The sequence below is a fragment of the Paenibacillus sp. 11B genome, assembly GCF_030487755.1.
GTDB classification, from domain to species: Bacteria; Bacillota; Bacilli; order Paenibacillales; family Paenibacillaceae; genus Paenibacillus; species Paenibacillus vandeheii.
Genome location: NZ_JAUKNS010000004.1, coordinates 609,851 through 635,898 on the forward strand (window position 1 = coordinate 609,851; position 26,048 = coordinate 635,898).

Genomic DNA, 26,048 nt, shown 5'->3' on the forward strand with positions numbered 1-26,048 from the left:
TCTAAATTTTGAATCTTGCTCTACATTCTGCTTGTGATCTACTCATTGCTTTCGGTCTATTCATTGCTTACAATCTATCCATTGTTCATCTTACCTGAAAAGATCCGATCTGCAAGCACATTCATTGACGCTTCACTTCGACAGTGGCCGAGAAGAATGTAGCTCCGTTGCCCATGTCAGACAGTCGATTGGACGTGAGCGAGTTTGCCCGCTGTTTTTTGCCATTGCCATCCCACCATAAGCCTTGACTAATCACCGTTCCTGGCAGCATGGATTCACTCACCTTGGCGGTTAATTCGATTCGGCCGCGGTCATTCCATACGACCACCGTATCCCCGTCCTCCACCTGTCTGCGAGCGGCATCCTCCGGGTGCATTTGCAATAGCGGCATCTTCTCCAAGCGTTGATGTTTGGCCGAATTGGCAAAGGTCGAGTTCAGGAAATTATGATTCGGTGGCGACAGAAACATCAGCGGATAGACGTCCGCAGGTCCAGCCGGGTTCTCCCCGTCATACCCTTCAACCAGTGCACTGTACGTAGGTAGCGGAGGCAATCCTCGCTGAGCCATCGTTTCCGAATACAGCTCGATTTTCCCCGAAGGTGTAGGCAGCTGATCCAAATATGAATCATGTGGAGACATATCCAGCTTGACAAAATGATGCTGCTTCAGCCCTTCTAATGTTACTCCGTTCATGTAGGGATTGCCCGTACCCTGAAGTGCCTCCTCAATCATCTGTTCCGGTGTCTCACCGAAAATCTCCGGGTCATACCCCATCGCCCGCCCAAGCAAAGAGAACAGTTCCACATTGCTCTTGCTCTCACCCAAAGGCGCAATGACCGGCTCTTGCAAATGGACATACTGATGCCAGTAGGACGTATACAGATCTGTCGTTTCAAATGAAGACGTCGCAGGCAGTACAATATCCGCGTACTTCGCCGTATCCGTCAGGAACAGATCATGGACAACCGTGAACAGATCCTCCCGTGCAAAACCTCGCTCCACCCGCTCGGTATCCGGTGCCACCACCAAAGGATTGCTGCAATAAACCATCAACGCCCGAATCGGCTGCTCCGCTTCCAGCAGTGCTTCGCCAATCCGGTTCATGTTCACCACGCGCGGCTCCGGGTTCTGGCGCAGCTCTGGACGCTCCAACGCATCGCTATTGGTGCTCGCGTAGCTATTGGTACGAATCGCGCCACCGCCGCGCTTCAGCCACTGACCTGTAATCGCAGGCAGACAGGCTACGCTGCGCACGTTCATGCCACCGTTGTCGTGATGCTGCAGGCCATTGCCGATATGAATATGGGCGGCCTGTGCGTTGCCATACAGCTCAGCCAGCTTCACGATGTCCGCTTCCGGTACGCCTGTAATACGTGCAACACGCTCAGGGGTGTAGCTGCCGACATGATCACGCAGTGCCTCATGGCCGACGGTATACTTTTGCATAAAGTCCTCATCTGTCAGTCCCTGCTCGAACAGTACATGCATTAATCCGAGTGCCAGTGCACTGTCTGTACCCGGGTAGAGTGGAATGAACCAGTCTCCCCATTGGGCGGTCCGATTGCGATGAACGTCGATGACGACGATTTGGGCTCCCTTCTTGCGGGCTTTCTCGGCCAGAACGACCTGATGCATATTGGTGCTGACGATGTTGCCTCCCCACACCAGAATGACATCTGCATGCTCCGTATCTTCGGGAAGTGTGCCCCGGTTCGCACCCATCGTATATTTCCACCCAGTATTTCCGGCCGCGTTACATATCGTCTGTTCCAGCTTGCTCGCGCCTAACGCATTGAAAAACCGACGATCCATGCCATCCACACCCAGAATGCCCATGTTTCCATAGAAGCTGTATGGCAGGATGCTCTCCGGTCCGTAGGTATCTGACAGTGAACTGAATTTCGCCGTAATCTCGCGGATGGCTTCATCCCAGCTGATTCGCTCAAACTGGCCTTCCCCCTTGGCTCCGATGCGTCGCATCGGATATTGCAGCCGCTCCGGGTGATACACCCGCTCCGTCATATTTCGGACCTTGTTACAGATGGCGCCTTTGGTAATCGGATGGTCCGGATTGCCTGCTACCTTCACGATTTTGCCGTTCTCCTTATGAAGCAGCAGGCCGCAAGTATCCGGACAATCGAGCGGGCAAACCGCCGGGAATACGCCATTCTCCTGATCGATCATATACAAGTCCCTCCCCCTTCAAAGCTATCTTCATATCATATCTTCTTCATGGTAATCGCGTAAAGAGAACAGTCTTTTTTCACCGCCACAGCTGCTCGAAATTATTTTAAAAAAATCTTATTTCCCCTTGATTCAATCTCGAAATTCAGGGGTAAATTAAAAATAAGGCATTAGGCTAGTGTTTCCCCACTTCCTCCTCATGCCATATCATGGACCACTCCCGAAATTCGCCATGAACAGGTTTCGTTCCCCCGAACCTTGTCATGGCGAATTTATTTTGTGTGGATATTTTTACATCAAAAAAACGACTCCTTTCCCGCTCATCACAGCCGACAGCCATGACTTGAACGAGATCAGAATCGCCTCTCCTGTTTACTTTGCACTTGTCTTTGTACTTGTCTTTTCACTCGTTTTCGCAATTGTACCACGGTTACAACGCTACTCGATTACTCAGAAAAATGCCGCTACGCCTGCTTGCTCCACATCGTTCTGGCTTCCGTCTCTACAGGCTGGGCCACCGCCATTGCCACCTCAGGCTGTACTTCCGGCTCATGTTTGCGTAGATACACCATCCAGTAAGCAGCCGCCACAAACAGCGCCCCTCCCGTCAGATTACCAAGCCATACCGGAATGAAATTCATGACGTATTGCCCCCACGAATAATGCCCTTCGAAGATCGCCGCAGGAATCAGGAACATGTTGGCGACAACGTGCTGAAATCCAATAGCCACAAAAGCCATCGTTGGGAACCAAATGCCCAGTACTTTTCCGCTCATCGTATCCGATGCATAGGATAACCACACCGCAAGAGCTACCAGCCAGTTACACCCGATCCCCGATATAAAAGCCTGAAGGAAGCTGTCGTCCAGCTTGTGTCCAGCCATATCGACTACTTTGGTCAAGTAGGCACCTTCTGCTGTAAGACCGAGCACATGCCCAAACGCATAGGCTACAAAGATCGCCCCAAGGAAATTACCTATCGTTACTAAGGTGAGATTCTTCAACATGCTGCCTGCGGACAGTTTGCGCGCAATCGTCGCGAGTGGAACAGCCATCATATTGCCTGTCAGCAATTCCCCGCCGCCAATCAGCACCAATATTAAACCTACCGGGAACACTGCTGCACCGATCAAATTAACCAAGCTGCCCCACTCGGCCGGAGCAGAGGCAATGACCCGAATATCCAGCAGAAATCCGAGCGCAATAAAAGCGCCTGCCAGAAAACTGAGTATCAATACGGAGGACACCGGATTTTGAGCTTTCTTCATCCCCGTATGCGCCGTATATTGTGCAACCTCAAGAGGTGTTTTTGCTGCCATAACGATCCTCTCCTTCACAGTTCATGAACATCATAAATCAAATTCTATTGTTGATATGTTCATTGTATCGCGAAGGTTTCGAGAGGTTTGTTACTTTTATCACAAAGTCTGAAAACTACATTTTTTAATGCTTCCGTTCTATCTTGTTCGGTCGATCTCAGAAAAAATAAAAAGAAAAGAACTGCCGCAGGATGCGGCAACTCTCCTATATCTCAGCAGTATCCGTTATACCATTGCTGGTGTTTTTACATCTACTGGAGGCAACGCCTGAAGACCAGCCGAGTTCAGGAAGTTCCACGGTTTGTTGTAATGCGGCTGGAAGAAGAAGTCGATGAAGGCCAACTCATCTACCGTCATGTTGTTCTGAATGCAGACAGAGATCGTATTGATCGACTGTGTCAGATCAGCCTGTGACATAATCTGTGCACCAACAATGCGGCGGGTAGCCTGTTCATAGATCACTTTGAGCAGCAGCTTCTCTGCTGTTGGCATAAACTCTGGACGGTAAGCATCTTCAAGCGTTACCGCTTCAACGACCAGACCTTCGTCAGCAGCAGACGTTTCCGTCATACCTGTGCCTGCAATATTTTGCTCATATATTTTGATACCTGATGTGCCTTGTGTACCCATGTACGGGGTCGTTGGACGAACCAGGTTTCGGGCTACAAGTGTACCCATCCGCACCGCGTTGGTTGCCAGTGGGATGTAAGCTGCTTTGCCCGTTGGGTTGTAATGAACTGCACAGCTGTCTCCAGCGGCAAAGACGTCTTTCTGGCTGGTTTGCATATATTTATCCACGATGATTGCGCCGTTCGGCAGCATATCCACTTGGCCTTTGAGCAGTTCGGTATTTGGACGGAAACCAATGCACAGAATAACGAGGTCTGTTTCAAATTCTCCCTTGGATGTAATGACCTTGTTCACTTTGCCATTCTCTCCGGTGAATTTCTGCACCGTTTGGCCCAAAGCCAGCTTAATACCGCGTCCAGTCAATGTTTCTTCAATGGCATCCGTGAACTCGGGGTCCAAATATTTGTTCAGAATCCGGTCCACGCTATCGATCAGCGTAACTTCCTTGCCGTTCATTTGGAAAGCCTCCACCAGCTCGATGCCGATGTATCCTGCGCCCACCACGGTAATGCGTTTGGCGTCCTTCGCTTTTTCGATGATGGTATTCGAATGGTTGTAGTTTTTGCAAAGTAAAATGTTATCCATATCGATGCCTTCCAGCTTCGGTACAACAGGCCATGAACCTGTGGTTACGATCAGCTTGTCGAACGTATCTTCGAATTCTTCCCCGGTTGTCAGGTTTTTAGCCTGAAGTTTATGACCTGCAGCATCTACTGCCGTCACTTCATGAAGCATTTTGGTAACGACACCAAGTTCGGCCAGTTGGTTAGGCGAAGAATAGAACAGTCCGTCCGGATCTTTCACCACACCACCTACATACAGCGCAATACCACATGATAAGAAGGAGATATTGTCATTGCGCTCATACACGGTAATGGTAGCATCCGGGTACAATTTGGCGGTGTTAACGATGGCTGCTGTTCCTGCATGTGTACATCCGATAACTGCGATTTTCATGATAAGGTTCCCCCTTGGAATTATATAAATATGAAATTGAATATGAACGTCATTGTAGTTGTGAAATATTTCACTATTAAGTGAACACCTTGTATGTGATTTATTTCACTTTATACACTTATTATAATGTGATCTATTTCACATTACAAGGGGTTAATCAAAATAAATTTGTAGAATGGTTTTTTTGACGTTTCAGCCGGCCGTTGATAATTCATCTTCAATTAACTTCAGTTTCCCCTTTTTGAAACTTGTTTATGCTACAAAAAAAGCCTGTCCTCCAATTCTGGAGGCAGGCTTCTTCGTTATATTTTATACGCCAAGCAGCTTTTCAATCTCTGCAGTCATAGATTCCGGGGATTCTTTCGGTTCAACACGCCCCACAACCTCACCTTCACGATTCACGAGAAACTTGGTGAAATTCCATTGGATGCTGTTGTCTTCACCAACACCAGGTTGCTGCTCACGCAGATACTTGAACAATGGATGAGCATCCTCTCCATTTACGTCGACCTTGGCAAATACCGGGAAATTAACGCCATAGTTGATTTGGCAGAATGATTCTGCTTCTTCACTTGACCCTGGCTCCTGGCCGCCAAACTGGTTACAAGGGAACCCAAGCACAACCAAACCTTGATCACGATAGCGATCATAGAGCTTCTGCAATTCACCGTATTGTGGAGTCAGTCCACACTTGCTGGCTGTATTGGCGATGACCAACACTTTACCTTGATACAGATCGAGTGGAACTTCCTGATTTGCGGTCGTTACCGCCTGATACGAATATACGGACATGACTGATTCCTCCCATGAGTATGATGTAGGTTGGGCTGCTGTATGTACTGTACCGAATAATAATACGGCACACAACCTGTCTCCATATTATAGACCCGAGACGAACAATTACCAAATCTGCGATTAAACCCGACCCCAGTTCATACGTGAAGCATACTCCCTTCACCAATATGGACAAGGGCTTTTTGAGTCGAATTTTGCAGCCAAAATAATCATACCGCTCATGCGGCTCCACCTTGGTCAATCTCCCCTAGAATGCGAATAAGCCGCGTGCATAATGCACAGCGGCTTCATTCTATCGTTGAGGACCCCTATGGCCCGTTTCATTAAATTCCTGTCGCGTGACGAACACGTTGCTCTGTCCGTCCTCCAGCATGAACCATTGCACTGTTCATGACCACTTGTTCTGGAGGTGCGGATTGCTGGCGTTCACCCGCAAGGGCGTATGGCAAGCAGAGCGGTACACCTGAACGTGGATCAATCACGATATCCGCTTCAATGTTGAATACTTCGCGAAGTACATCGGAGTTCATAACCTCTACAGGTGAGCCTGTAGCGATGGCTTTACCTTTTTTAATACCAATCATGTGATGCGCATAACGGGAAGCATGGTTCAAGTCATGCACCACCATAACAATCGTACGATTTGCTGTAGCATTCAGCTGCTCAAGCAATTGCAGTACTTCAAGCTGGTGAGCCATATCCAGGAACGTTGTCGGCTCGTCCAGAAACAGAATATCTGTCTCCTGTGCCAGAGCCATGGCGATCCAGGCACGTTGACGCTGTCCACCGGACAGTTGATCGATTGGACGATCATGGAACTCCGTCATGCCTGTCACTTCGATGGCCCATTCAATCATGCGTTTGTCCTCAGTACGCATCGACCCAAAACCTTTTTGATAAGGGAAACGTCCGTAGGACACCAGTTCGGTTACCGTAAGTCCTTCGGGCGCTGTTGGATTCTGTGGCAAAATCGCAAGCTGCTTGGCTACTTCACGCGTGGACTGCTTATGGATGGACTTCCCGTCGAGCAATACGCTACCTGCTTTTGGATTCATGATCCGTGCCATCGTTTTCAGGATGGTGGACTTCCCTGAACCGTTGGCTCCAACAAGTGCTGTAATTTTCCCTTGGGGAATTTGAATATTCAGATTATCAACAATCAGTCTTTCCTCATAAGCGATATCCAACTTGGACGTCTCCAGACGAAACATGCGATCATCCCTCTCTCATTTATCCCGGTTATGTATTCCGGCTATGACAACGAAAACGAAATTATAGTTCAGCGTATTTCCGGCGCAACAAGATCTTATACACTAAAGATACTGATAATCATTATCATTTGTCAACACTAAATACCAAATTCCTTGATGGTTGTGAGCTATTTTGAAGTGTTTTACTAAAAATGAGTCAGATTGTCCACCATTCATGTGAGAGCTTTTCTCATCGTGTACATGCATTACATCGCTTTGCGCATGGTCATTCGTGCCCAACATTTTAATAATGTGTCCGAATTGTGAAAAATAGACCTATATCGCTTCAATTTGTACATGTTTTTCTCCATCGCTTGAACAAAACAAAAATACAGCCCCTACGAATTCTTCGAGGTGGCTGTATTTTGCATGAATCACATATTCAAGTAATCTCGCTCAGAGCTTAGGCTCCGGGACGAGGTTGATGACGGTCGTTCCACTCTGAACACTCACGATGTCTTCCAGATCGATATCGGCCGGAAGCTCTACTTGCTGCCCATAAGGATACAGTCGGTCTGCTTCGGCAACAGTCAGATTTTCCTCTGAAGACGAACCTGCTCCTGTAGACTGAGATGAATCTGAAGGCGTTTCGCCTGCTGCTCCCTCCGCTGTGCCTTTATCCGTGGAGTCCGTAGCTGCGCCAGTCCCCGTATCCGTTCCTGTGCTCCCTGCTGCTGGATCTGAAGTGGTGCCCTCCGTTGTGGCTGAATCTGCCCCCTGCTCGGTTTCTCCGCTCTGCTGAGTGTCATCCGCAGTATGGGTAGAAGAATCCGCGGAGCTTCCTTCAGACGTGCCCTCTGTGCTGTTTCCGGCTGCACCTTCCCCATCCGGCTCCTCGTTACGGTTGAAACTCTCCCATTCTCCCTCAGCATTGAGCTTCTGCGTAGTACCATCTTTCAAGTTCCATTGGAGAGTGTCCGTTTGCAAAGCGTTGCTGTCGGTTTCGTTTCGGTAACGGATAACCAACCGGGCAGGCGTCTGTGTACCGTCGTCCGCTTGGAATGCCGGAACGAGGTAGGCGATCTGATCTGCGAGCTGCACCTCCGGTTCAGCAGGAACAACGGGCTCCTGTGTTGGTGGAGGTGATGCTGCTGGCGTCTCCGCCTTATTCCCCATCAAAGCATACGTACCTCCGGCAATACCAAGAATCAGGATGACGATGACCGACCCTAGAAAAAGGTTTTTCCTTTTACCTGTCAGCATGCGTACCAGCGGAGACGACAACTCTGTTCTGGCGCGGTCGTAGGCAGGCTTCATCGTCTTGCTTGCTCTGGCATAATAGGGCTTGAAAGCTGACTTGGACTTAAAGGCCTCGCGATCGTGGGCCTTGAAATAGGCCACGATTGCATCCGCGTATCCCTTGTGTGCGTTAGAGCCGCGAATAAACAAGCGTTGATTCCCCGACCACTCCATAAATTGATACAACACTTCTGTACGTCCTGAACTACTGTAGATAAATTCAATAAGGCCTGGATAATCGAGCCTGTTGCTGCCGCTACCACCCCGATAGAAAGCCAGCGGCAGCGCTTCAAACGCAGTCGTACCTGGATGATCTCGAAGCTCCAAGACAAGCCAGCGACGCGTCCAGCGCTGGAGTTCATTACGCTCAGCCAAGGAGAGAACTTCCAGCTCCTCTTCGCTGCGCCCCTCACCGCTTAGCCATGCTCTCGCTGCCAGCATCATGTTTGTACGTGCAGATACATCTGAGCCCTGACGAGCAGCCCAGTCCCGAACCTCGTTTCCATGCAACAAAATATCAATGCTTAACAGCTGTTCACGATTAACCCGCTCCAGATCAAGATCCTGGATCATAAACAAATTAATGACGTAAGCCAGCTTATCGGCAAGTCGGGTTAAATCCTCCTGATATGCCGGTGGTTGGACAGCGGACTCAGGTCCACCTTTCCGGTTAGCGCGGACTGCAGCTCCAGATTGCCCAATCCGGGCGGTAATCCCTGTGTCTACTGAACCTGCGACTGATACACGATCCAATACACTAACCCGCTTAAGTGCCTCATTGGCAGATTGAACAGGGTTGGGCGCTGAGCACAAACGTTCACGCAGCTCGGTTGCAGTCCGTTCCACCAAGAAGCTATTGTGGATGGCAGACGAGTGTGATGTAATCCATCTCTGGATCACTTCCACGACATCGGCAGCAGATTCCGTGCGTTTCAGCTGATTATCCAGATAGGGTTCGAACAACAGCTTGGTCAGTGATTCGTTCGCCAGCACTTTGTCGAAGAAAGCACGGCTTAACAGGCTGTCCCGATCCAGCAAGCCATACAGTTCCTGCACAGCACGGATTCGTTTCTGCGAACGGGCGTTATTAACGCCATAGATGAAATAGTCCACGATTCGAGACTGTACGACTGACGCAGCGACCCGGAAATACTCTCCGATGCGTGCAGCAACCGAGTCCTCAGGCACATTCTCCCGTTTTACACTGTCCAGCTCACGACTGAGCAATGTAAGGAACAACTCGTTCAAACGTGCACGTTGCCTCGCTCCGCCTTCGGGTTTCAAGTAGGTGAGCAAGCCACTCAGGACATCGCTTTTGTTATTCAGGTATATATCTTCTCTGCCTTGCTCCAGACGATAGAACATCGAAAGTTCCCCGTATGCTTCAATGGAGAGTTCTCGTCCCGGTTCCATCCCGAACAGCATCTCATCCGCAAAAGCATAAAATGGATCGGCAGCCGCTGGCTCATGCAGCAGAGACCAGGCAAATTCCGCGTAAGGAAGCTTTGCCACAGATGCATCTGCATGGGTAACTCTGCCCGATACCAGATCAAAGGTGAAATCCTTCTCCGTATTCCGGTCCTTCGGACGCAGAGTGCCTCGCTCCACAAATTGGAGGTGGATGCCTTTCTTCGCCTGCGGCTCCTTGGCAAATGTCATGAAGCCAAGCTGCCGCCGGAACGCGTAAGGCAGCGCCGTAAACAACAAACGCAGCAACCCCTTGGCTCCGGCTGTAACTTCTTCAGCGGGCACATCCAGCGCAATATATACCTTCCGACGTGTCGCTACAGCCTGCATGACGGCGTAGAGCAGACGTTTGAACACCACTTCGTCCATTTTCAAAGCGCCAAGGATCTGGCTTGGAGATGAACCTGGGCCGAAGTCACCAGCCGGGCTTGTGCCGAAGCCCGAGCCTGTCCCCCTGGCAGACCCCTGTCCCACTCCAGCTGTACGCGGCAATTCAGTAAGCGCAGGCAGTACTGTTCCTTGCTCGATGTCATATGACGTGGCGAACACAGCATCCAGCCAGCCGCCCTGCTTCATTTGCTCTTCCGAGCGTTCGGGAGACAAGACATAGTTATGAGCGAAAAAAGCACTGCGCAGCCCGGTAAAATCAGCGGACTGGTACACATTTTGCCCAAGGATCGTCTCCCCGCTCTCCAGGTGAAGCAGATGAATGGACGGTGGGAACTTCGTTTCATCCTTCTCACTCCGGCCCGTCAGTTCTGCTGGAGCGTCATAGACGCAGTAGGGATGAAGCACTTTTTTGATAAAAGAAGGGTCCAGTCCCGGCGATGCGGCAACCGTATCGAACCCCTCCGTTGTGCGAAACACCCCGCGCCGCTCTCTGGTGTACATCTGCTGTTCAATCGGCGGGGTTATGGAAGAACGCATCATCCCACTCTCCCCTCAATGTACTTCAGCTTGTAAAGCAGCCAGAGGAATGGCTCATCGACACGGATTGGACTGACCACACCTTGCAGCTTCATATCCACCGGATTGCTTCCCAGCGCAGATACCGCAAAGTAAGCCGTATCCTTAAAGTACACATCCATCGTGCCTTTGAACGGACGGTCCACCTTCTCGATAAACCGTCGGATCTCCCCGTCGATATTCTCGAATTCGGTCAGGTCGAACCAGTCGCGGTGCACCATGTTGCGGAACACATTACTGTTGGATTTGATGTAATCACCCTCTTCATCCTTGAGGGAATGCAGCATGTCGCTTTTGGTCAGTACAACGGCAGTTGGAATATTCGTCTTGGCTTTGTCCTGGTAAGCGATAAAGTCACCGAACATCGTCAGCACCACATCACGCGGCTCATCGTATCTTGGCGTCCACTCGCCTGGCTCATTGCCGAGGTTGATGCGGATCTTGTCCCGGATGGAACGAATCTGGAGCGGGTCCACCATGAACAGAATGCCTGCCGAGTTCTTGATATGCTGCCCGTGGAGTCCCAGATAGTCCTGCTCCACCATACCTTCACCAGCAACGTCAAAGAACACCAGTGTCAGCGGAGCTTTATCTTCATCCTTGAATACAAACTGGAAAATAAACGGCTCCTGCAGCTTCTCCTTCTGCGTGGAATCCAGCAGATCGCCCCGCTCGAACAGCGGTTCTTCATAATCCGCACGGAACCGGCGACTAATCTCCGCATTCAGCGGCATGCAGGCCGCATCAAAGTGATCTGCAGTGTAATGCTGCAATGTATGAATCAATGAAGTCATGTAGACGGATTTTCCCACCTGTGATGCACCTATAATGGAAATGATATTGCTTGGTGCTTTGCCTGCCGTGACAGGCAGCTCGTTATGGCACTGTGGACACAGCCGACGCCGCGTAACAACACCATACCGATCGTTCAGTCCCATCACAATGTTATCCGAATAGATGCGATGTTCCTCAGGTACATCATGCGGAGCCAGTACGGCCTCCATATCAAACACCGTATCCAGTCCAAACCGTTCGCGATACCGATTCAGCTTCGCATCTTCCCCAAGTGCGTAGTCCTCATCGTCGTCGCGATGATGCGCAGCCCGGAACACAACCTCCTCCGGTGAAAACTTGCTGAAGCAATACGGACATACGATATCGTAAAACAACGGCCGCTCCTCCGGCTGCTGTCGTTTCAAAAACCGACTAAAAAAGCTCATAGCCACTCCCCTCCCCTGATCAGTTAGACAAAGTTGATTTACACTCGCATTACGATGGCAGAGTAACCTTCCAATCGCTGTTATCCCCAGATTTTTTTGATTCCTAACTATCTAATCTGATATAAGCCTATAGGCGGATCCATACTTTGGTCCGTCCGTGAAGAACAATCTCACGTAATCGTCCTTGGCTACCTCGACGGGTGGCATCTCATTTCTTCCGGGAGCAAAATCACTCACAAAAGGGTACACCGTGCCATCTTCCTTGTTCAACGGAACCCCGCCTTGCTTGCGGACATAACAGAGCGCTTCCTTCGGAACAGGTGCTTCGGCCGTGATGGTCATCAGCACACTTTTTCGTTTCTGAAAAAAACCGCTCTTGTACCGGATGGAAAAGCGAATATCCGCCTTGCCTGCGCTTGCAATCACCGTGTTGTCCCCATCACGCTGACGCACGAGAACTGGCCCATCTTCCTCCATCTGACAGCCATACACCGTGTACCGGATGGCACCAAAACCCGTGATGCGATCCATATATCCATTACTCGCCTTGTATTCTTCTTTCGTGTATAGCTTCAGCTTGCCCTGAGCAGCCTCTTCCCCGGTACGATCATCGCTCATCATATCGAGCTCCAGCCGTTCAACATATACAGCTTCCACACGATCTGGCCAGAGCCAGCGAAGTGTACACTGGCTCTCGTCCACTGCAAGTGTCAGTCTGCGAATCAGGGGCGCTGAAGGTTCTGCATCCGTAAAACGCATCTATCGTCTACCTCCAGACGTTAAAATCCTTTGCTGCGCGTATCTCTTCCCCGCTGACCGAATCCTTCCGCCGAATTGGCTCCTGCACCAGCCTCGCGGCGCCCACGAGTCTTCCGCGGTGTATTCTCCTTGATTGGAATGATCCAGGTGAACAGGGTTAACACAGCAGATAAGATGAGCATCGCTCCGAATCTTACAAATGCATCACCAACCGCTGATCCGTCCAGACCCCATTCAAGCAGGAGTCCTGCCAATAGACCGGATACGGCACCACCTATACCGAAGCTGACCGCCAAATGGCGGTTATCGAATACCAGCCCAAGCGATATGCCCAGCGCTACGCCAATCAGAAGCAGGGCAGCCACTCGGAAAATAGCCAGATACGTACTGTGCTCCATCATGCCTGTACGTTCGGTCACCAGTGTACGTTCATCGATCGTATCGTAAATTTGCTGAAATGCGAGATTAAGGCCCCCGGAATTCGGTACATCATAGTACGTACCACCCGTCTGCTGTGCAATATGACGCAGCAAATCGGTTCCAGAAGGGTCTACCAGACTCAGACCCACCGTATTGACGGCAATCTGTTCATTTGCATACTCAGACAAAATGCCGGATGTGTCTACATCACTAAATCCATCGGATAGCAGGATCGCCACCGTACCGCGTTTCGAGTCCTGCTTGCCCTTAATCTGCTCCATCGCTTCGCGCAGCACTGCATCGAAATTGGTGCCGCCGGAGGTCGTCACGATGCCGTCAATCTTGCTGTATACCTCATTTTTGGCCGCTTCACTGTCCATCTGAATGAACGGCTGCAGCAGCTGCGGCTGATCATCAAAGGTAATCACAGCTACCTGTTTATCGCTCTCCATTTGGCTGATCAGTGTTTTGGCTGCTTCAAAGCGGCCGTTATCCGGGTCCGTATCACTCATACTGCCTGAATTATCGATCATCAGTATAATATCTTTGACTTGCTTTGCACCGCCCGGGTTAATCTGATACAGCAATTGCAGGGCTAGTCCGACGACAAAAAGTAGTGCCAGCGTTGCCGGAACAAGCAGTTTCCAGGACAGCCCCAAATATCTTAGCTTCCAGGAAGCTCCGTTCAGCTTTGGCGAGATCATTTCTGCGAGTAAGCAGAACAATCCCACGCTAAGCGCCAGCACGCCAAAGTATAATCCCATCAACAATAGACGAGGCATTTCTCCAAGCCACTGACGCAGCATGATTTCTCCAGCCGCAAAGCCCACAGCTCCGCCAATGAGGCTGAACAGGACCAGGAGAAGATTGATTTTTCGCTGCATGTTTGCATGCATCCTTTCCAAACCAGCCAAGAGTAGGCTGAATTAATACAAGATGGGCAATCAAAAATGAACGACTCCGTATCCCAAGCGGAAAACAGATCGACGTTGAGCCATGAAGGAACAATGAAAATTAAACTTGCCCGCCCTCATAGTTCAACCCCATCTGTACCTCCCTTCCGTCCATAAGAGACACGGCCTTATGTTTTAGCGCATGGTTGACAGCTTCTCGGCCAGATCGGAGGGATGCAGCTCATAACCATTCTCCGTATACGAATCGTAATACACCCGGCCGTTACGATACACCATCAGGTCTTCCAGATGGAAGCCTCCCATCAGATTCAGCTTCTCCACACCACTGCTTCGTTCTTCGTATACCACACCCAGTTTATAAATACGTGACGTCTCTTCGGCATGCGCCGCGTAGTCCATGAAGGCACTATGGTGATCACCAAAGAAATATTTTTCTTCATAACGATGTTCCTGCGTATAGTCGAATACCCTTACCCGAACGACCGCCTGCTCCTCCAGTGTACGGTACAATCTGCGGAACAGATCATCACGGGTCAGTACGTTTTTGTCGCCATAGGTAATGGTAACATTCGCCCGTAGCAGCAGCTCTTCTTCAAAAGGTACCCGGAGCGGATCTGCTGTAAGCAGCATGGCATGACATACTTCCATCAGACGTTGCAGGAGTCGCTCGTTTCCTTCCGTAGCAAGCCGGTTCATATCCCCCATATAGCGGTCTTCGAACCAAACATCCCGTCCGCGCTTTGCCTCCAAATCGGCGATCAGCGCTTCCGTCACTTTGCCGTAGTATTCCATTACGTTCTGCCCGATGTACTCATCGGCTGCGGCGATGCTCTCTAGAGCGGTCTCACGCATGGTACGTTCCAGCGCTGCCAGTGTCTCCGTTACCTTCTGACTGAACGTATGCAGATGCTCCATCTCTGTGTCGTAGACACGAAGCAGCTGCAATTCATTCTCCAGACGCAGCAATTCAACCTTGGGTACATACACGCGCTCCAGCAAACAATCGATCAGGTTGCGCACATTTTGTTTGTCACGGAACAATGCCCGTTTGAACGACTGATCCTCTACCCGCTCCTGCTGCCGCTGCTCAAGCAAAGAACGTGCGGATTCAAGCTGCACCGATTTATCCCGGATCAGTCCAAGCAAGGCCTCACGCACACTGCCGAACCCGTTGTCACTCCAGGCGGCCCACTGAAAATAGCCAATCTCGGGATGCTCCGTCCGTGAATGCTCGGCTTGGCGACGAAGCGAGCCTTCTGTGCTGCGCTGACGCACTCGTTCCTCGGCAAGACGGACCACGTTATCACGGAAGTACGCCTCTGCCCCATGGCCGAACAGCGCTCTCTCCGCTTCACGCAGTGAGAGCGGCTTTAGTTCCGTGAAGCTGACGTTATGCGTCATAATGCCGCTCATGCCGCTAACCAGGTCCTCATCGGGAAGAATACCTTCCACTTTACGCTCTACCGAAGCCCCGTCCAGTCCAAAGAAGACAAGCTTGTCCTTGATGCTCCACTCGGGTTCCTGCCGCATCCGTTCAAGCAGATAACGATATAGGTGATACAACACCGCAAGTGCAATCGGTTTGTTCGGCCGTCTGATCTCGGCAAAACCTGCACTAGCATAACCATGCTGATCCGAAGTGGTACGAATATTGTTTTTGAACGATGTATTGTTATAGGTGTTGGCTCCAGTGCTTGAAACGGCACCGGAGCTATCAGGCTCCTGCTTCCGGTTCTTGAGCAGACAGATTCGGCAAATGATCTCGGCATTTTCGATCCACCCGCCAGGTACGCCGGTTCCCCGCTCGTTTTTGTCTGACAAAATATATACGAGATCGAACAATGGCGATGCAGGATGCACGACCGGAATAGAGATACCGTCCTCTGTAACCAGCAGATTACCGCTGAACGTATAGTCCAGCCCTTGCATGTAATCCAGTTCCCGCAAAAAAGCGAGTCCTGCTGCACTTGCATATCCAAAGGAATCGACCTGCTCCATCTCGCTGACCAGCACATGCAGATCGGTCTGTACCGATTTGAAGGATTGACCCAATATCGTTTCGGTCAGCTTGGTAAGCTCCGGTAACAACACATTTAATGGATCGTCTGCCCGAGTCACGACCGTCACGTAGATCCGATCGAATGATGAATACAAACGTCCGTATTCAGCAATACGATTACTCACCCGTCGCAAGGTGCGATTCAGACCATAGAGAGCCTGATCTGAATCGTGAAAACTGCGATGTACATCCTTACGAAGTGTCTTGGAAGGTCGCCCGGTCTGTGCCCCGGATATCGGAAGCACGTGGCGGGTCACCTGACCGTCATCGAACGTGCTGCGATCCATAGCTTCAGCCGGACGATGCCCAACTGGATAGGATGATTGACGGTCATCGCTATGTTCACGGTGGTCAAGCTGACCACCGTTATCATTATCATGCTTCATTCGTCCGCTGCTGTCATGGTTCCGATGACGGTCATCATCCTGATCTTCCGTCCCAATCTGTACGTACACTACGCCTTCTCCGTTATCCCATTTCAGCCGGTTGATCTCCTGAACAGCAGATACTGCCGGAGCGACCTGATCACCCACGAACAGGAACAGAGCAGGGTAATGGATACTGCTGCGACCATCACCCAGACTGCCCTGGCGTTCCTGCTCTGTTGCATACTGGGCTGCATACTTCTCCAGATTACGCTTCAGGGCATTGTTCGAGCTGAACTCCATCCCGGCCGCCATCTTACTTCAGCCTTCTGCGAATGTCATTCAGTTTCGATGACATCGTTCTGTAGAACTGGTAGATGTCTTCCCCGTTCGCCAATTCCACTCGCTCGTATTCCAGGCGATCACGGGATTCCATGAACAATGCAGCCAGATCATCCACCTTGCTAAGCAGTGGCGTGATATCTTCGGAAGCGGTCAGGTCGTTATCACGACGGGAAGCTTTGCGAAGCAATGTGCTGCGATCCTTCTCCGCCAGTCCACGGAAGTTGCCAAACACTTCATATTCAGCAAAGTTGCGGCTCTTCATCAGGTTTGCGAACGGCTCCCATGCGTCTTCTTCCGGATCACGGTCATAGACATACAGCGCGCCCTTTTTCACGATGGTATCCGTGTAGAGTGCTTCGATGAAGCGGTCATACCACTGCTCCTCGTCCTGGTGCTGGGCGAGAATGCCTTCCAGTTCGGCGACTTTGGCCGAGATGGCGTTCATCTTCGCCAGCTCTTCACGTACCCGGGCGATTAGCTGCGGGGAACGTACCAGGTTTTCTTTGGCCATATCTTCATTAATACTTCCGAAAATGTCCTTCACCGACACCCGTGGCAATCCTTCGGATTGCAGACGTTTCAGTTCCATAACTGCACGCTTCACTTCACCCAGGTTCGGCGTAGTAGACGTCAGGCGCATGTCGTAGGCACCCAGCTTTGCGGACAGATCGAACGGTTCGGTCGTAACAACGGCGTAACGGTTGCTTGTATTTTCGTCAATCGTTTTGGCCGTAACAATCCTGTATCCAATCGCCTGCTCGAATTCCGTACGCACACGGGCATTGTATTGCTTCACCCGAGCGTTCTCGTACACATCACCCCATGACTTTTCAGGGATCGGAGATGGCAGATAGGTCCAGTTATTCTTCTCGGTTTGCACCAGATGGCGGCCGATGCCTTCTTTGTCCAAAATGGTACGTTCATAGCTCTCCTCATAGACTTTAAGCGGCGTGTACACAAACAGGGGTACCCCGTTGCGAGTGTTCAGCCAGAAGATCCGGTTGCGCACTTCACTTTCCTTGACGGTAAAATGGGATTTGCCCACCGCATTGTTCTGATAGTTGCGAATCCCTCTCAGAATGCCCGGCGCCTGTGCTGGCACCGATACGAATCCCCAAGATGGGAAATGCAGACTGCCTGTGCTGTTGCTCAGATTGAACACCGGAACGGCCTCATCATCCAGTTTGCCTGCAATGAAGCGTTCCACGAATTTCTCGACCGACTCGTCCTGTCCATACTTGATAACCAGGAAGTCTTCCATCGAGCGGGTAATCAGATCGCCGAATTTTTCAGTCAGGAAATCAGAGATGGAGCTGACGATATCGATCTCATTTTCCTTCACCCACTGGCTGGAGTTCTCCAGCAATTCACGCGAGAAGTCGCGAATCAGGTCATCCGTATCGCGCTTGTCCAGCAGTCCATCTACCACACTGACGATATCCGGTACACTTACAACGTTCCAATAGTACGTCTTGTTGCCTTTGTGATCGGACTGTTCTTCGCCGCGTGTGAGAATATCCCCGTTTTTGGAGAAAATCGAGCTGAGCGCGTTCAGCGTTTCGGTAAATACATTATAAATGCGACTGTTTTCCTGATTCAGCAATTCGTACAAATCCTCGTAGAACTCGATCATCTGATCATTGCGTTCCACATCGGCGTGCAGCCAGTACTCATGAATTTTTGCTTCAATATAAGCATTCTTCTTCTTCTCTTTGGAAACAAAAGCACTCTTCGCATCGCCGAGTTTCTCTTCGGACTGCTCCTGAGCGGCCTCAATATCACGCGGAATGCGGAAAGCATTCTCACGCAGGGTTTCAATGTACGACTGAATCATCTTCAGTACACAGAAGCCTTTTTCCGTGTAGATCAGACGGGACACATAGAACGGACCCTGTTCGGGATGCAAAAACATACGCCGGATCTGTTCGGTGAACTGACCCGCAATCTCACCCGGCAGCTGCTTCTTCGCCTTGATATATTCTTCACGGGCACGAGCCAGGAAGTTCTGCTCCAGTTCGGTGTCCATGTTTACCACCTGTGATTTCACTACATTGCCATAGGACAGACGCTCGCTATTCTGGTAACCTGGCAGCGGCTCCGGCACGCGGGCTTCAAAGGACTTGACCACACTTTCGAGATCAATGCCCAGCTTGCGGGCAAACTTCTCGGTATCCTCCTGATTCGGCGCTTTGGAGAACATGGTGCTCATTTTGTCGAACATGCGGTAAGCCAGATAGGTCGTCATCTCTTCAATCGGCAGTACCGCGGAGGATGCACCGATAATGTTGTAATCATAGTTCGCCGGGTAAGCCTTGTTCATCTGCGCAATGTTCGTACGAATGTTGCTAATATAGTCGTGGATGGCGAACTCCTCACCCGACTGCTTTTCCTCACTCGCCATGAAGTTGGTGATGTTCTCGGCGGTGACGTTCATGCAGTAATCGTAGGCGTTTTCCAGCAGTTTGCCTTCCGTATTGGTTGCGGAAATCAGATGACACAGGTTGAACGGCGGCAGCGGTGAATTTACTGTCAGAATATTGCCGTATTTCTGGGAGAAACGTTCTCCCCGGCTATCCACGTTCATCCAGTAATCCAGCTCTTTGAGCGCAGCGTAACCATTCTTGCGGATGTACTCACGAGTGTGTTCACTCAAGCTTTTGTTGGAAAGGTTCACGTCTGGGGTGAACAGATATCCAAGCGTGTTCACGCGGTCAATCCCGGCAGAGCCATGATCGCGTTCGATAATCCCGCGCACGATATAGGAAATATCCAGGAAGCAACCACTGCCCGTACCACCGGAAAGACCTGTCAGCAGGAACACCATCAGTTTTTTGTTGGTGCCTACGGATAAGGTTTTGATCTTTTTGTCGATCGCCTGAACGACCTGGTTAATCTTCGTAAACAGCAGCAAACGTCCAGCCTGACGGACCCCTGCGGCACCGTTCATGCCATCGGTGATGCTCAGCTCCGGAGACAACCAGTCCGTAATATACGGCTCCAATACGCTGCGGTTCTGAAGCAGTCCACCAATCTCGGCATTGGACAGCAATACGAATTCATTAATTGGATCAAGTCCGATGCCCTTATACTTTTTGGCGCGATCCTGTTCGTTCGTTTCAAAAGCAAGAAATTCCACGTTGGACGGTTTGTCCATTTTTTTCTTGGATACCGGGTCCTGTGGCAGCTTGAAGCGTCGGTTAATCTGGTATTTAAGACGCAGCAGCGCATCGATACCTGTTCCTCCAAGGCCGATAATCAGAATCGGGTTATCAATGGTATCGACTCTAATTTTCTCGCTGACAATCCCTCCGCCAAGCGATACATCCAGTTGCTGAATATGTTCTCTAACAATCGGTTTCATTCCAAGTCCTCCCTTTGGTTAACACAGTTGGAACTACAAAATAATTACACTTGCCACTCCGATGACAGAATAACCTTCCGATCGCTGTTATCCCCAGATTTTTTAATTATATTTTACAAAGGTGAAAATCTGGGGATAGCGTATGCTTCCGATGTAGCTTTCTTTCAGAAAGCTTTTAGGCGAACGCTTCCGCTTCTTCAGGTTATTTCTGTCCTCTACGTTCTCGTGTAAATGGTTGGTTCAACTTAAATTGGTATTCATTCTTAGACCAGATACTCAATTAAAATGGTCTTGTCCGCCTGTTGCAGCGGGATGCTCAGTCGGTCACCGTTCTTCAGTTCAACGCCTGAGCTTGCATCAACGGCACGGCCGGATTTCTCCAACGTTCCGCCTGCGGTATTACGGATTATAATTCGATCCCCATTGCTGGGTGTAAATACATATTTTTCGGTTTCCTTCAATTCAGGGTCCAGCTGTAACAGCTGATGCAAATGAAATCTGCCCCGGAAGGAGGCCAGCTTTTTATATTGCGGATACGACTTGTCCCCTGTGTTTTCATCCCGAATTTCAATAACCATCTGCCCAACAAATCCGCGGTTTTTGCGTTTTAGCCAGCCCATGAGGAACCAGCCTCCAACAGCTACAACGACCAGGGCAATCACGCCAAGAATAACGGGTAACCATGGGAACGGTTTATCCTGTTCGCCAGCAGAAGTCGTAGGTTGATTTCCGCTTCCGGCTGCTCCACCCGCGTTGATCGTGATTGGAGCACTTTCCCGGTAGAAGCTGTCCTCTTCTGCACGGATAACAAGCTCATAGTTATGGTTGTCCGGCACTTCAAACGTTCCGGCGAACCCGGTGCCCGTGTTTTCTAGCGGTTGTTCCGCACTTTTGCCTGTATCCAGATCGTTTACGACCAGTGCCGCCTTCATATCGGCATACAGATCATTATCCTGCAGCGGTTGTCCCCCATTCTCCAGCTTGGCTGTCAGATCGACTTTGTCGCCCTTCGTATAGGACTTGGTCTTAATTGGGTCCACGACGAGCTGGAGATCATAGTTGAACAACAGGTTGATATCGATGCTGTCTTTGGGAGCCCCTTTTACCCGAAGTTTCCAGTCGCCTTCCTGGGGTTTAAGCAGCTTCACCAAGGAATAACTCTTCGAAGTCGAGAGCTTGGCTGCATCCGAATTCAGATCCACGGCTTTGCCGGAAGGATCGGTTAATTCGATCTGCACTTGTTTTGAAGACATGATCGAAATATTCGCTTCCAGTACACTGTCGTTCGGTACGTTCACGGTAACTTCCTGATAACTGCCGTTTCCTGTAATGGAGGGTAGCTTCACCACATTCAGCTTGGCATGATCCGCAAAAATTTCACTCAGAATCTGCGGCAGGTCATCCGGCGTATCCGTTATGAAGGACTTGCCTCCGGTCTGCTGAGACAAATCTGCAAGTGCATCCTTGTTCAGTTTACCGTCTGCGTTCAGTCCAATCGTATAAACGGGAATCCCTTGATCCTTTGCTTCCTTGACGGCCTTTGCCAGATCCGCATCGGACTGAGCCTGAGTGCGGCCTTTGGTTTTGTTAAAATCATTGTTGCCGTCAGCCAGCAGCACGATCATTGGCGAGTGAGACTTGTCAGCTCCATGGTTCAGTACATTCACCGCTTCAGCCACTCCGACAGAAATATCGGTATAGGGCCCTCGGCCCAGCTGATCAATAAAATCTTTCAGGCTGCTCTTGTCCGCATCGGACTGTATCTCCAGCAATGCCTTTTCCCGCTCCACCTGATCGGTGTAAGCAACAATCCCTACCTTGTCCCCCTGGACCGGCAGCATATCAATAAACATTTTCATGGCTTCATTGCTGATCTTGTCACGGTCACTTGTATTCATTGAATTACTTACATCGGCTACAAGTACCGCATCGATTCCACTTGTCTGTGCCTGAGCCGCTGCAGCATGTGGCAGCAACGCCTGAGGTAGCAGCAGCGTTAGAATTGCCAGCAGAACCAGAGTTCCGCTGAGCCAGCGTATTTTGCTTGTCCGCAGCATTAGGTGTACTCCTTCACGTTTGAGATTAAAATGGGAATAGTTTATTATAGGCGTCAAGCCTTAAGGAAATCTTAACAGTCTACTAATAAATTCTGAAAAGCACCCCTATCTTCAGTTACAGTTTTGTAATGACTGACAAAAATCGACGTTCTCACGTCTTAATCTGTCACTAAAGTTCCAACTATGGAAATATGATATAGTTATTGCCAGTAAACTGCAATATAACGACGCTTGATCCGTAAACATTATCGTTTATAAAATGAATATAAGCATCACACGTTAACGGAGAGGGCAGAAAGGTTGTACTGCCATCGAATTGACTCGGGTGTGCAAACAATAGTTCATCTTATAATATAAGCAAAATGATCAAGCCATAGAAAGGAACGGATTATGGTTACATACGGATGCCTCGCCATATTGTTTCTTTTTGTCATGATAAAGGGAATTGCGTTCCTGCTTCATCGGCGCAAACCCGTTTCCCGGGAAGATGCAGATCGAACCCTCTACACTATTCTGAATGGCGAGCGTGATTGAGCATGAGTTCTAAACAAGTTGTATCCATCAGGCCTTTTATAAGAACGACGCATGCTTTTCAAAAGTTGCGTGTCTGCAAGCGGTGCGGACAGTATACCTGTCTTTGGGAGGACCAGTGTACCGCCTGTGGGCGGGGCACACTCACCTCAGCCGAAGAACGCGCCGCTTCCCGCGTGAAACGTCGAATTGTACGCGACCTGTTCATTACAGTAATTCTTGGTGCGGCTGCTACTTATTTCGGCGAAACGATTGATCAGACCATGGCAGCGGCCAGCGTCTCCCTGCTGCTCCTCGCTGGACTGATCTTCATGCAAAAGCGATCTTTCCAGATCGAACAGCAGCGAGAATTCAAACGAATGCTTCGTCAGGATGAGGAGGCGATTCGTCAGGGCATTAACCGGAATTGGGCCCTTGTCGCAGAAGCGCGCAAGCAGGATGAAGCGCTCGCCTACGAAATGCTCAGGGAGATCGGCTCACTCGTCTACAACGACCGGATTCGTCTGCAGCAGGTTGCGTTGCTGCAATCCTTCGTGCTGCGCAGCGATATGGACCTGCAGCTCAAGCCTCTGCTGCTGCGCAGCTTCGAGCGGCTGCTCGCTGAATATATCGGTGAAATCGCACGGCTGAAGCCGGAATTAATTCGCGAGGATGCGATCCGGTATATCGCCACATACGAGGTTAATATTTTGCAGCTGCACAACGGCATTCAGATCCTGACGGCTGTCGCCGCCGCGGCTGTACGTAAAAGTAAATATATTGAGTTGTTCCCTAGTCTTATTACCCGCTACGCCCGCTTTATGCCCAAAGATCGTTTCATGCGACTCTATCAAACTCTGGAATTGTATCCGGGTAAGGCACGCGGTGGTCTGGCGGAATCAGTGGGTCGGGTGTATAACGAGAAATATCGGGATTCTTACGCAGATGCTCGTGTGTAAAGCTGTTAAATATGGACTCGAAACGTAAATTAGTGCAAACTCAATCCCTGTATATAGACGACCTGAAATTCGTTCACCCCTGCATGCGTAATGGAATTACGCGTGACATCGTATCATTTTTATCATATAAGCTTCGACGAAAAAACACCCCATCCTTAGGTCTAGGATGAGGTGTTTTGATGTTTGGAAAATGTATGGCATTCTTCCAGGACTACCTGCCATAGGTTTTTATCTTTTATCGTCCGCGACGAGAATCGCGGCGGTCACTCTTGGCTGGACCGCGTCCTGCAGAGTCCGACCGACCTGCGCGCCCCTGCTTGCTTGGGCCGCCTTCACTACCGCGCCCGGAGCTGCGCTTGTCGGCGCTACGGCCGCCCCAGCCGCTGCTGCGCTCATCGCTGCTGCGACCTGCACCGCGCCCGCCTTGACTCGCTGTGCTGCGACTGCTGTCGCTGCTGCGCGCGGAACCACGGCCTGCGCTGCGCTCGTCGCCACTGCGGCCGCCACTACGACCACCGCTGCGTCCGCCTTCACCGCCGCGGGAACCACCACGTCCGCCACGTCCGCCTTCACTGCGGCCAGTACGACCTGCGCCGCGACGGGCACTGCCTGTCCCGGCGGAGCGTCCGCCAGAACGTTCTTCATCACCCTGACTGTTGATGGAACGTCTATTTGCTCCAGTTGATGCTACCGGACCTTCACTTGTCCACTGGATACGGGAGAGCTTCTGATTAGTGCCTTCCTCAATACGAGCAAGCTCAGGTCTGTCGTGCTGTGTTGCAAATGTCACGGCAAGGCCCGTGCCGCCAGCACGACCCGTACGGCCAATCCGGTGGATATAGCTTTCCGCATCATGTGGCATATCGTAGTTGAATACATGCGTTACGCCTTCAACATCCAGTCCGCGTGCCGCAACATCCGTAGCAACGAGGATTTGCAATTTCGCGTCGCGGAATGCTTTCATTACGTTCTCACGCTTGGATTGAGACAAATCACCATGAAGTTCATCGCTCGCATAACCTGCTTCACGCAGATCTTCATTCAGCTTGGATGCACGGCGCTTGGTGCGGCAGAAAACAATCGCCAGGTACGGGCGATACGTATCAATCATGCCGCGAAGTGCCTCAAGTTTGCCACGATCCGTGCACTCCAGCACCTGCTGACGAATCTGATTGATCGGAATCACGGACTTGGAGGATACCTTCACATCCTCCGGGTCTTTCATGTAGTTCTTCGCCAGGTTGCGAATGCCTTTCGGCATCGTTGCCGAGAACAGCATCGTCTGCCGTTTGTGTGGCAGTTCACTAAGGATAGTCTCTACATCATCCAAGAAGCCCATGTGCAGCATTTGGTCGGCTTCATCCAACACCAGTTTTTTCACATTGTCCAGCTTCAACGTGCCACGACGCAGATGGTCCAGGAGACGTCCCGGCGTACCAATCACGATCTGTGTACCGTTTTGCAGTTTGCGCAGCTGTTTGTCCACATCTTGTCCGCCGTATACCGCGAGAACGTGCAGCTTATCGTCGTTTGCAGTCAGCTTCTTCGCTTCTTCCGTAATTTGCAGCGCCAGCTCACGCGTAGGGGCAATAATCAGCGCTTGCGGCGAGCGGTCGGATACGTTAATTTTCTGAATAATCGGCAGCAAAAAAGCGAGCGTTTTCCCTGTACCCGTCTGCGCCTCTGCAATAATATCGCGCCCACCCAGCAATACCGGAATCGAACGCTCCTGTACCGGAGTCGGCACGGCGATGCCCTGATGTTTCAGGATCTCGCACCATTCCGGGCGAATGCCCAGTTGTTCAAAGTTTGCCAATCGTTACACCTCTGTATATTCATTTAGATAAGTCCATTTCATAATTGCTTTCACTTGGCTTCAATCAAGACTAGTTTTCCGTATATCAATCATGATTATGAAATGAATTTTTTAAAAAGCAATCGGTCCGTTGCTCTTCTTCTCCATACCCTGTAGTTTACACGTTAGTCAAGCAAAACAAAAGGGGATTGAACGTTACTTTCCTGCATTTGTCCACAATTGTCCCTGATCATTGTGTTTAAAGCGTTAACGAATCGTACACACCTTATACTGTGGTGATGGTACCCTTTAAAATTGTAACGAATTCCAGCCACGTTATTCCAAGCTGATTTAACGAGAAAATGCAGATAACGAAAGAGGCCGTCCCGTCATGATCCTTCATGACTTGCAGGACAGCCCCTTATCATTCATCCATGTGACTCATCTAAATTCATTTATCTACATATTAAGCTCAC

The 26,048-nt window shown here is 50.4% G+C and carries 14 protein-coding genes; 1 reads left to right on the forward strand and 13 read right to left on the reverse strand.

Going from position 1 to position 26,048, the window contains the following annotated elements; genetic code table 11:
* Window positions 1-121 precede the first annotated feature (121 nt).
* The 12 genes from Q0V21_RS19775 to Q0V21_RS19830 all read right to left on the reverse strand — a co-directional run bounded on the left by Q0V21_RS19775 (window position 122) and on the right by Q0V21_RS19830 (window position 22,308).
* Complete coding sequence (locus Q0V21_RS19775) at window positions 122-2,185, reverse strand: molybdopterin-containing oxidoreductase family protein (protein ID WP_301880264.1); 2,064 nt, start codon at window positions 2,183-2,185, stop codon at window positions 122-124.
* A gap of 464 nt (window positions 2,186-2,649) precedes the next feature.
* Complete coding sequence (locus Q0V21_RS19780; RefSeq protein WP_024632784.1) at window positions 2,650-3,504, reverse strand: formate/nitrite transporter family protein; 855 nt, start codon at window positions 3,502-3,504, stop codon at window positions 2,650-2,652.
* A gap of 225 nt (window positions 3,505-3,729) precedes the next feature.
* Window positions 3,730-5,091: an FAD-dependent oxidoreductase gene (locus tag Q0V21_RS19785; RefSeq protein WP_079350277.1), complete on the reverse strand. Its 1,362-nt coding sequence runs from the start codon at window positions 5,089-5,091 to the stop codon at window positions 3,730-3,732.
* Between the two features lie 309 nt (window positions 5,092-5,400).
* The gene (locus Q0V21_RS19790; protein WP_024632786.1) at window positions 5,401-5,883 is read right to left on the reverse strand and encodes a glutathione peroxidase; all 483 of its coding nucleotides are present in this window, start codon (window positions 5,881-5,883) and stop codon (window positions 5,401-5,403) included.
* 326 nt (window positions 5,884-6,209) lie between these two features.
* Window positions 6,210-7,097: an ABC transporter ATP-binding protein gene (locus Q0V21_RS19795; protein ID WP_079347755.1), complete on the reverse strand. Its 888-nt coding sequence runs from the start codon at window positions 7,095-7,097 to the stop codon at window positions 6,210-6,212.
* 435 nt (window positions 7,098-7,532) lie between these two features.
* Window positions 7,533-10,772 carry a GAP1-N2 domain-containing protein gene (locus tag Q0V21_RS19800; RefSeq protein WP_301880267.1) on the reverse strand — a complete coding sequence of 1,080 codons (3,240 nt, stop codon included), beginning with the start codon at window positions 10,770-10,772 and terminating at the stop codon, window positions 7,533-7,535.
* A complete protein-coding gene (locus tag Q0V21_RS19805; protein WP_024632789.1) occupies window positions 10,769-12,028 on the reverse strand; it encodes a TRAFAC clade GTPase domain-containing protein in 1,260 nt (419 codons plus the stop codon). Before Q0V21_RS19805 ends, Q0V21_RS19800 begins: the two co-directional genes overlap by 4 nt.
* A gap of 111 nt (window positions 12,029-12,139) precedes the next feature.
* Window positions 12,140-12,787 (reverse strand): beta-mannanase, encoded by a 648-nt coding sequence (locus tag Q0V21_RS19810; protein WP_301880275.1) that lies wholly within the window; start codon window positions 12,785-12,787, stop codon window positions 12,140-12,142.
* 20 nt (window positions 12,788-12,807) lie between these two features.
* Window positions 12,808-14,091 carry a vWA domain-containing protein gene (locus Q0V21_RS19815; protein ID WP_079347761.1) on the reverse strand — a complete coding sequence of 428 codons (1,284 nt, stop codon included), beginning with the start codon at window positions 14,089-14,091 and terminating at the stop codon, window positions 12,808-12,810.
* Between the two features lie 204 nt (window positions 14,092-14,295).
* On the reverse strand, window positions 14,296-16,860 hold the full coding sequence (locus Q0V21_RS19820) for a transcription initiation factor TFIID (protein WP_301880276.1): 2,565 nt from the start codon (window positions 16,858-16,860) through the stop codon (window positions 14,296-14,298).
* Between the two features lies 1 nt (window position 16,861).
* On the reverse strand, window positions 16,862-20,251 hold the full coding sequence (locus Q0V21_RS19825) for a tubulin-like doman-containing protein (RefSeq protein WP_301880277.1): 3,390 nt from the start codon (window positions 20,249-20,251) through the stop codon (window positions 16,862-16,864).
* Between the two features lie 263 nt (window positions 20,252-20,514).
* Window positions 20,515-22,308 (reverse strand): vWA domain-containing protein, encoded by a 1,794-nt coding sequence (locus Q0V21_RS19830; RefSeq protein ID WP_301880278.1) that lies wholly within the window; start codon window positions 22,306-22,308, stop codon window positions 20,515-20,517.
* 536 nt (window positions 22,309-22,844) lie between these two features.
* Here Q0V21_RS19830 and Q0V21_RS19835 point away from each other — a divergent pair.
* Window positions 22,845-23,777 carry a C1 domain-containing protein gene (locus tag Q0V21_RS19835; RefSeq protein WP_301880279.1) on the forward strand — a complete coding sequence of 311 codons (933 nt, stop codon included), beginning with the start codon at window positions 22,845-22,847 and terminating at the stop codon, window positions 23,775-23,777.
* 235 nt (window positions 23,778-24,012) lie between these two features.
* On the opposite strand, the gene Q0V21_RS19840 is transcribed toward Q0V21_RS19835, so the two are convergent.
* Window positions 24,013-25,593, reverse strand: a complete 1,581-nt coding sequence (locus Q0V21_RS19840) for a DEAD/DEAH box helicase (RefSeq protein ID WP_301880280.1) — start codon at window positions 25,591-25,593, stop codon at window positions 24,013-24,015.
* Window positions 25,594-26,048: the final 455 nt, after the last annotated feature.

Excerpts from the sequence above, each read along its gene's own strand:
- Q0V21_RS19775 (WP_301880264.1), bottom strand. The coding sequence starts at position 2,185 with ATGATCGATCAGGAGAATGGCGTATTCCCGGCGGTTTGCCCGCTCGAT.
- Q0V21_RS19800 (WP_301880267.1), bottom strand. The coding sequence starts at position 10,772 with ATGATGCGTTCTTCCATAACCCCGCCGATTGAACAGCAGATGTACACC.
- Q0V21_RS19825 (WP_301880277.1), bottom strand. The coding sequence starts at position 20,251 with ATGAAACCGATTGTTAGAGAACATATTCAGCAACTGGATGTATCGCTT.
- Q0V21_RS19815 (WP_079347761.1), bottom strand. The coding sequence starts at position 14,091 with ATGCAGCGAAAAATCAATCTTCTCCTGGTCCTGTTCAGCCTCATTGGC.
- Q0V21_RS19835 (WP_301880279.1), top strand. The coding sequence starts at position 22,845 with ATGAGTTCTAAACAAGTTGTATCCATCAGGCCTTTTATAAGAACGACG.
- Q0V21_RS19780 (WP_024632784.1), bottom strand. The coding sequence starts at position 3,504 with ATGGCAGCAAAAACACCTCTTGAGGTTGCACAATATACGGCGCATACG.
- Q0V21_RS19820 (WP_301880276.1), bottom strand. The coding sequence starts at position 16,860 with ATGGCGGCCGGGATGGAGTTCAGCTCGAACAATGCCCTGAAGCGTAAT.
- Q0V21_RS19790 (WP_024632786.1), bottom strand. The coding sequence starts at position 5,883 with ATGTCCGTATATTCGTATCAGGCGGTAACGACCGCAAATCAGGAAGTT.
- Q0V21_RS19810 (WP_301880275.1), bottom strand. The coding sequence starts at position 12,787 with ATGCGTTTTACGGATGCAGAACCTTCAGCGCCCCTGATTCGCAGACTG.
- Q0V21_RS19805 (WP_024632789.1), bottom strand. The coding sequence starts at position 12,028 with ATGAGCTTTTTTAGTCGGTTTTTGAAACGACAGCAGCCGGAGGAGCGG.
- Q0V21_RS19795 (WP_079347755.1), bottom strand. The coding sequence starts at position 7,097 with ATGTTTCGTCTGGAGACGTCCAAGTTGGATATCGCTTATGAGGAAAGA.
- Q0V21_RS19830 (WP_301880278.1), bottom strand. The coding sequence starts at position 22,308 with ATGCTGCGGACAAGCAAAATACGCTGGCTCAGCGGAACTCTGGTTCTG.
- Q0V21_RS19785 (WP_079350277.1), bottom strand. The coding sequence starts at position 5,091 with ATGAAAATCGCAGTTATCGGATGTACACATGCAGGAACAGCAGCCATC.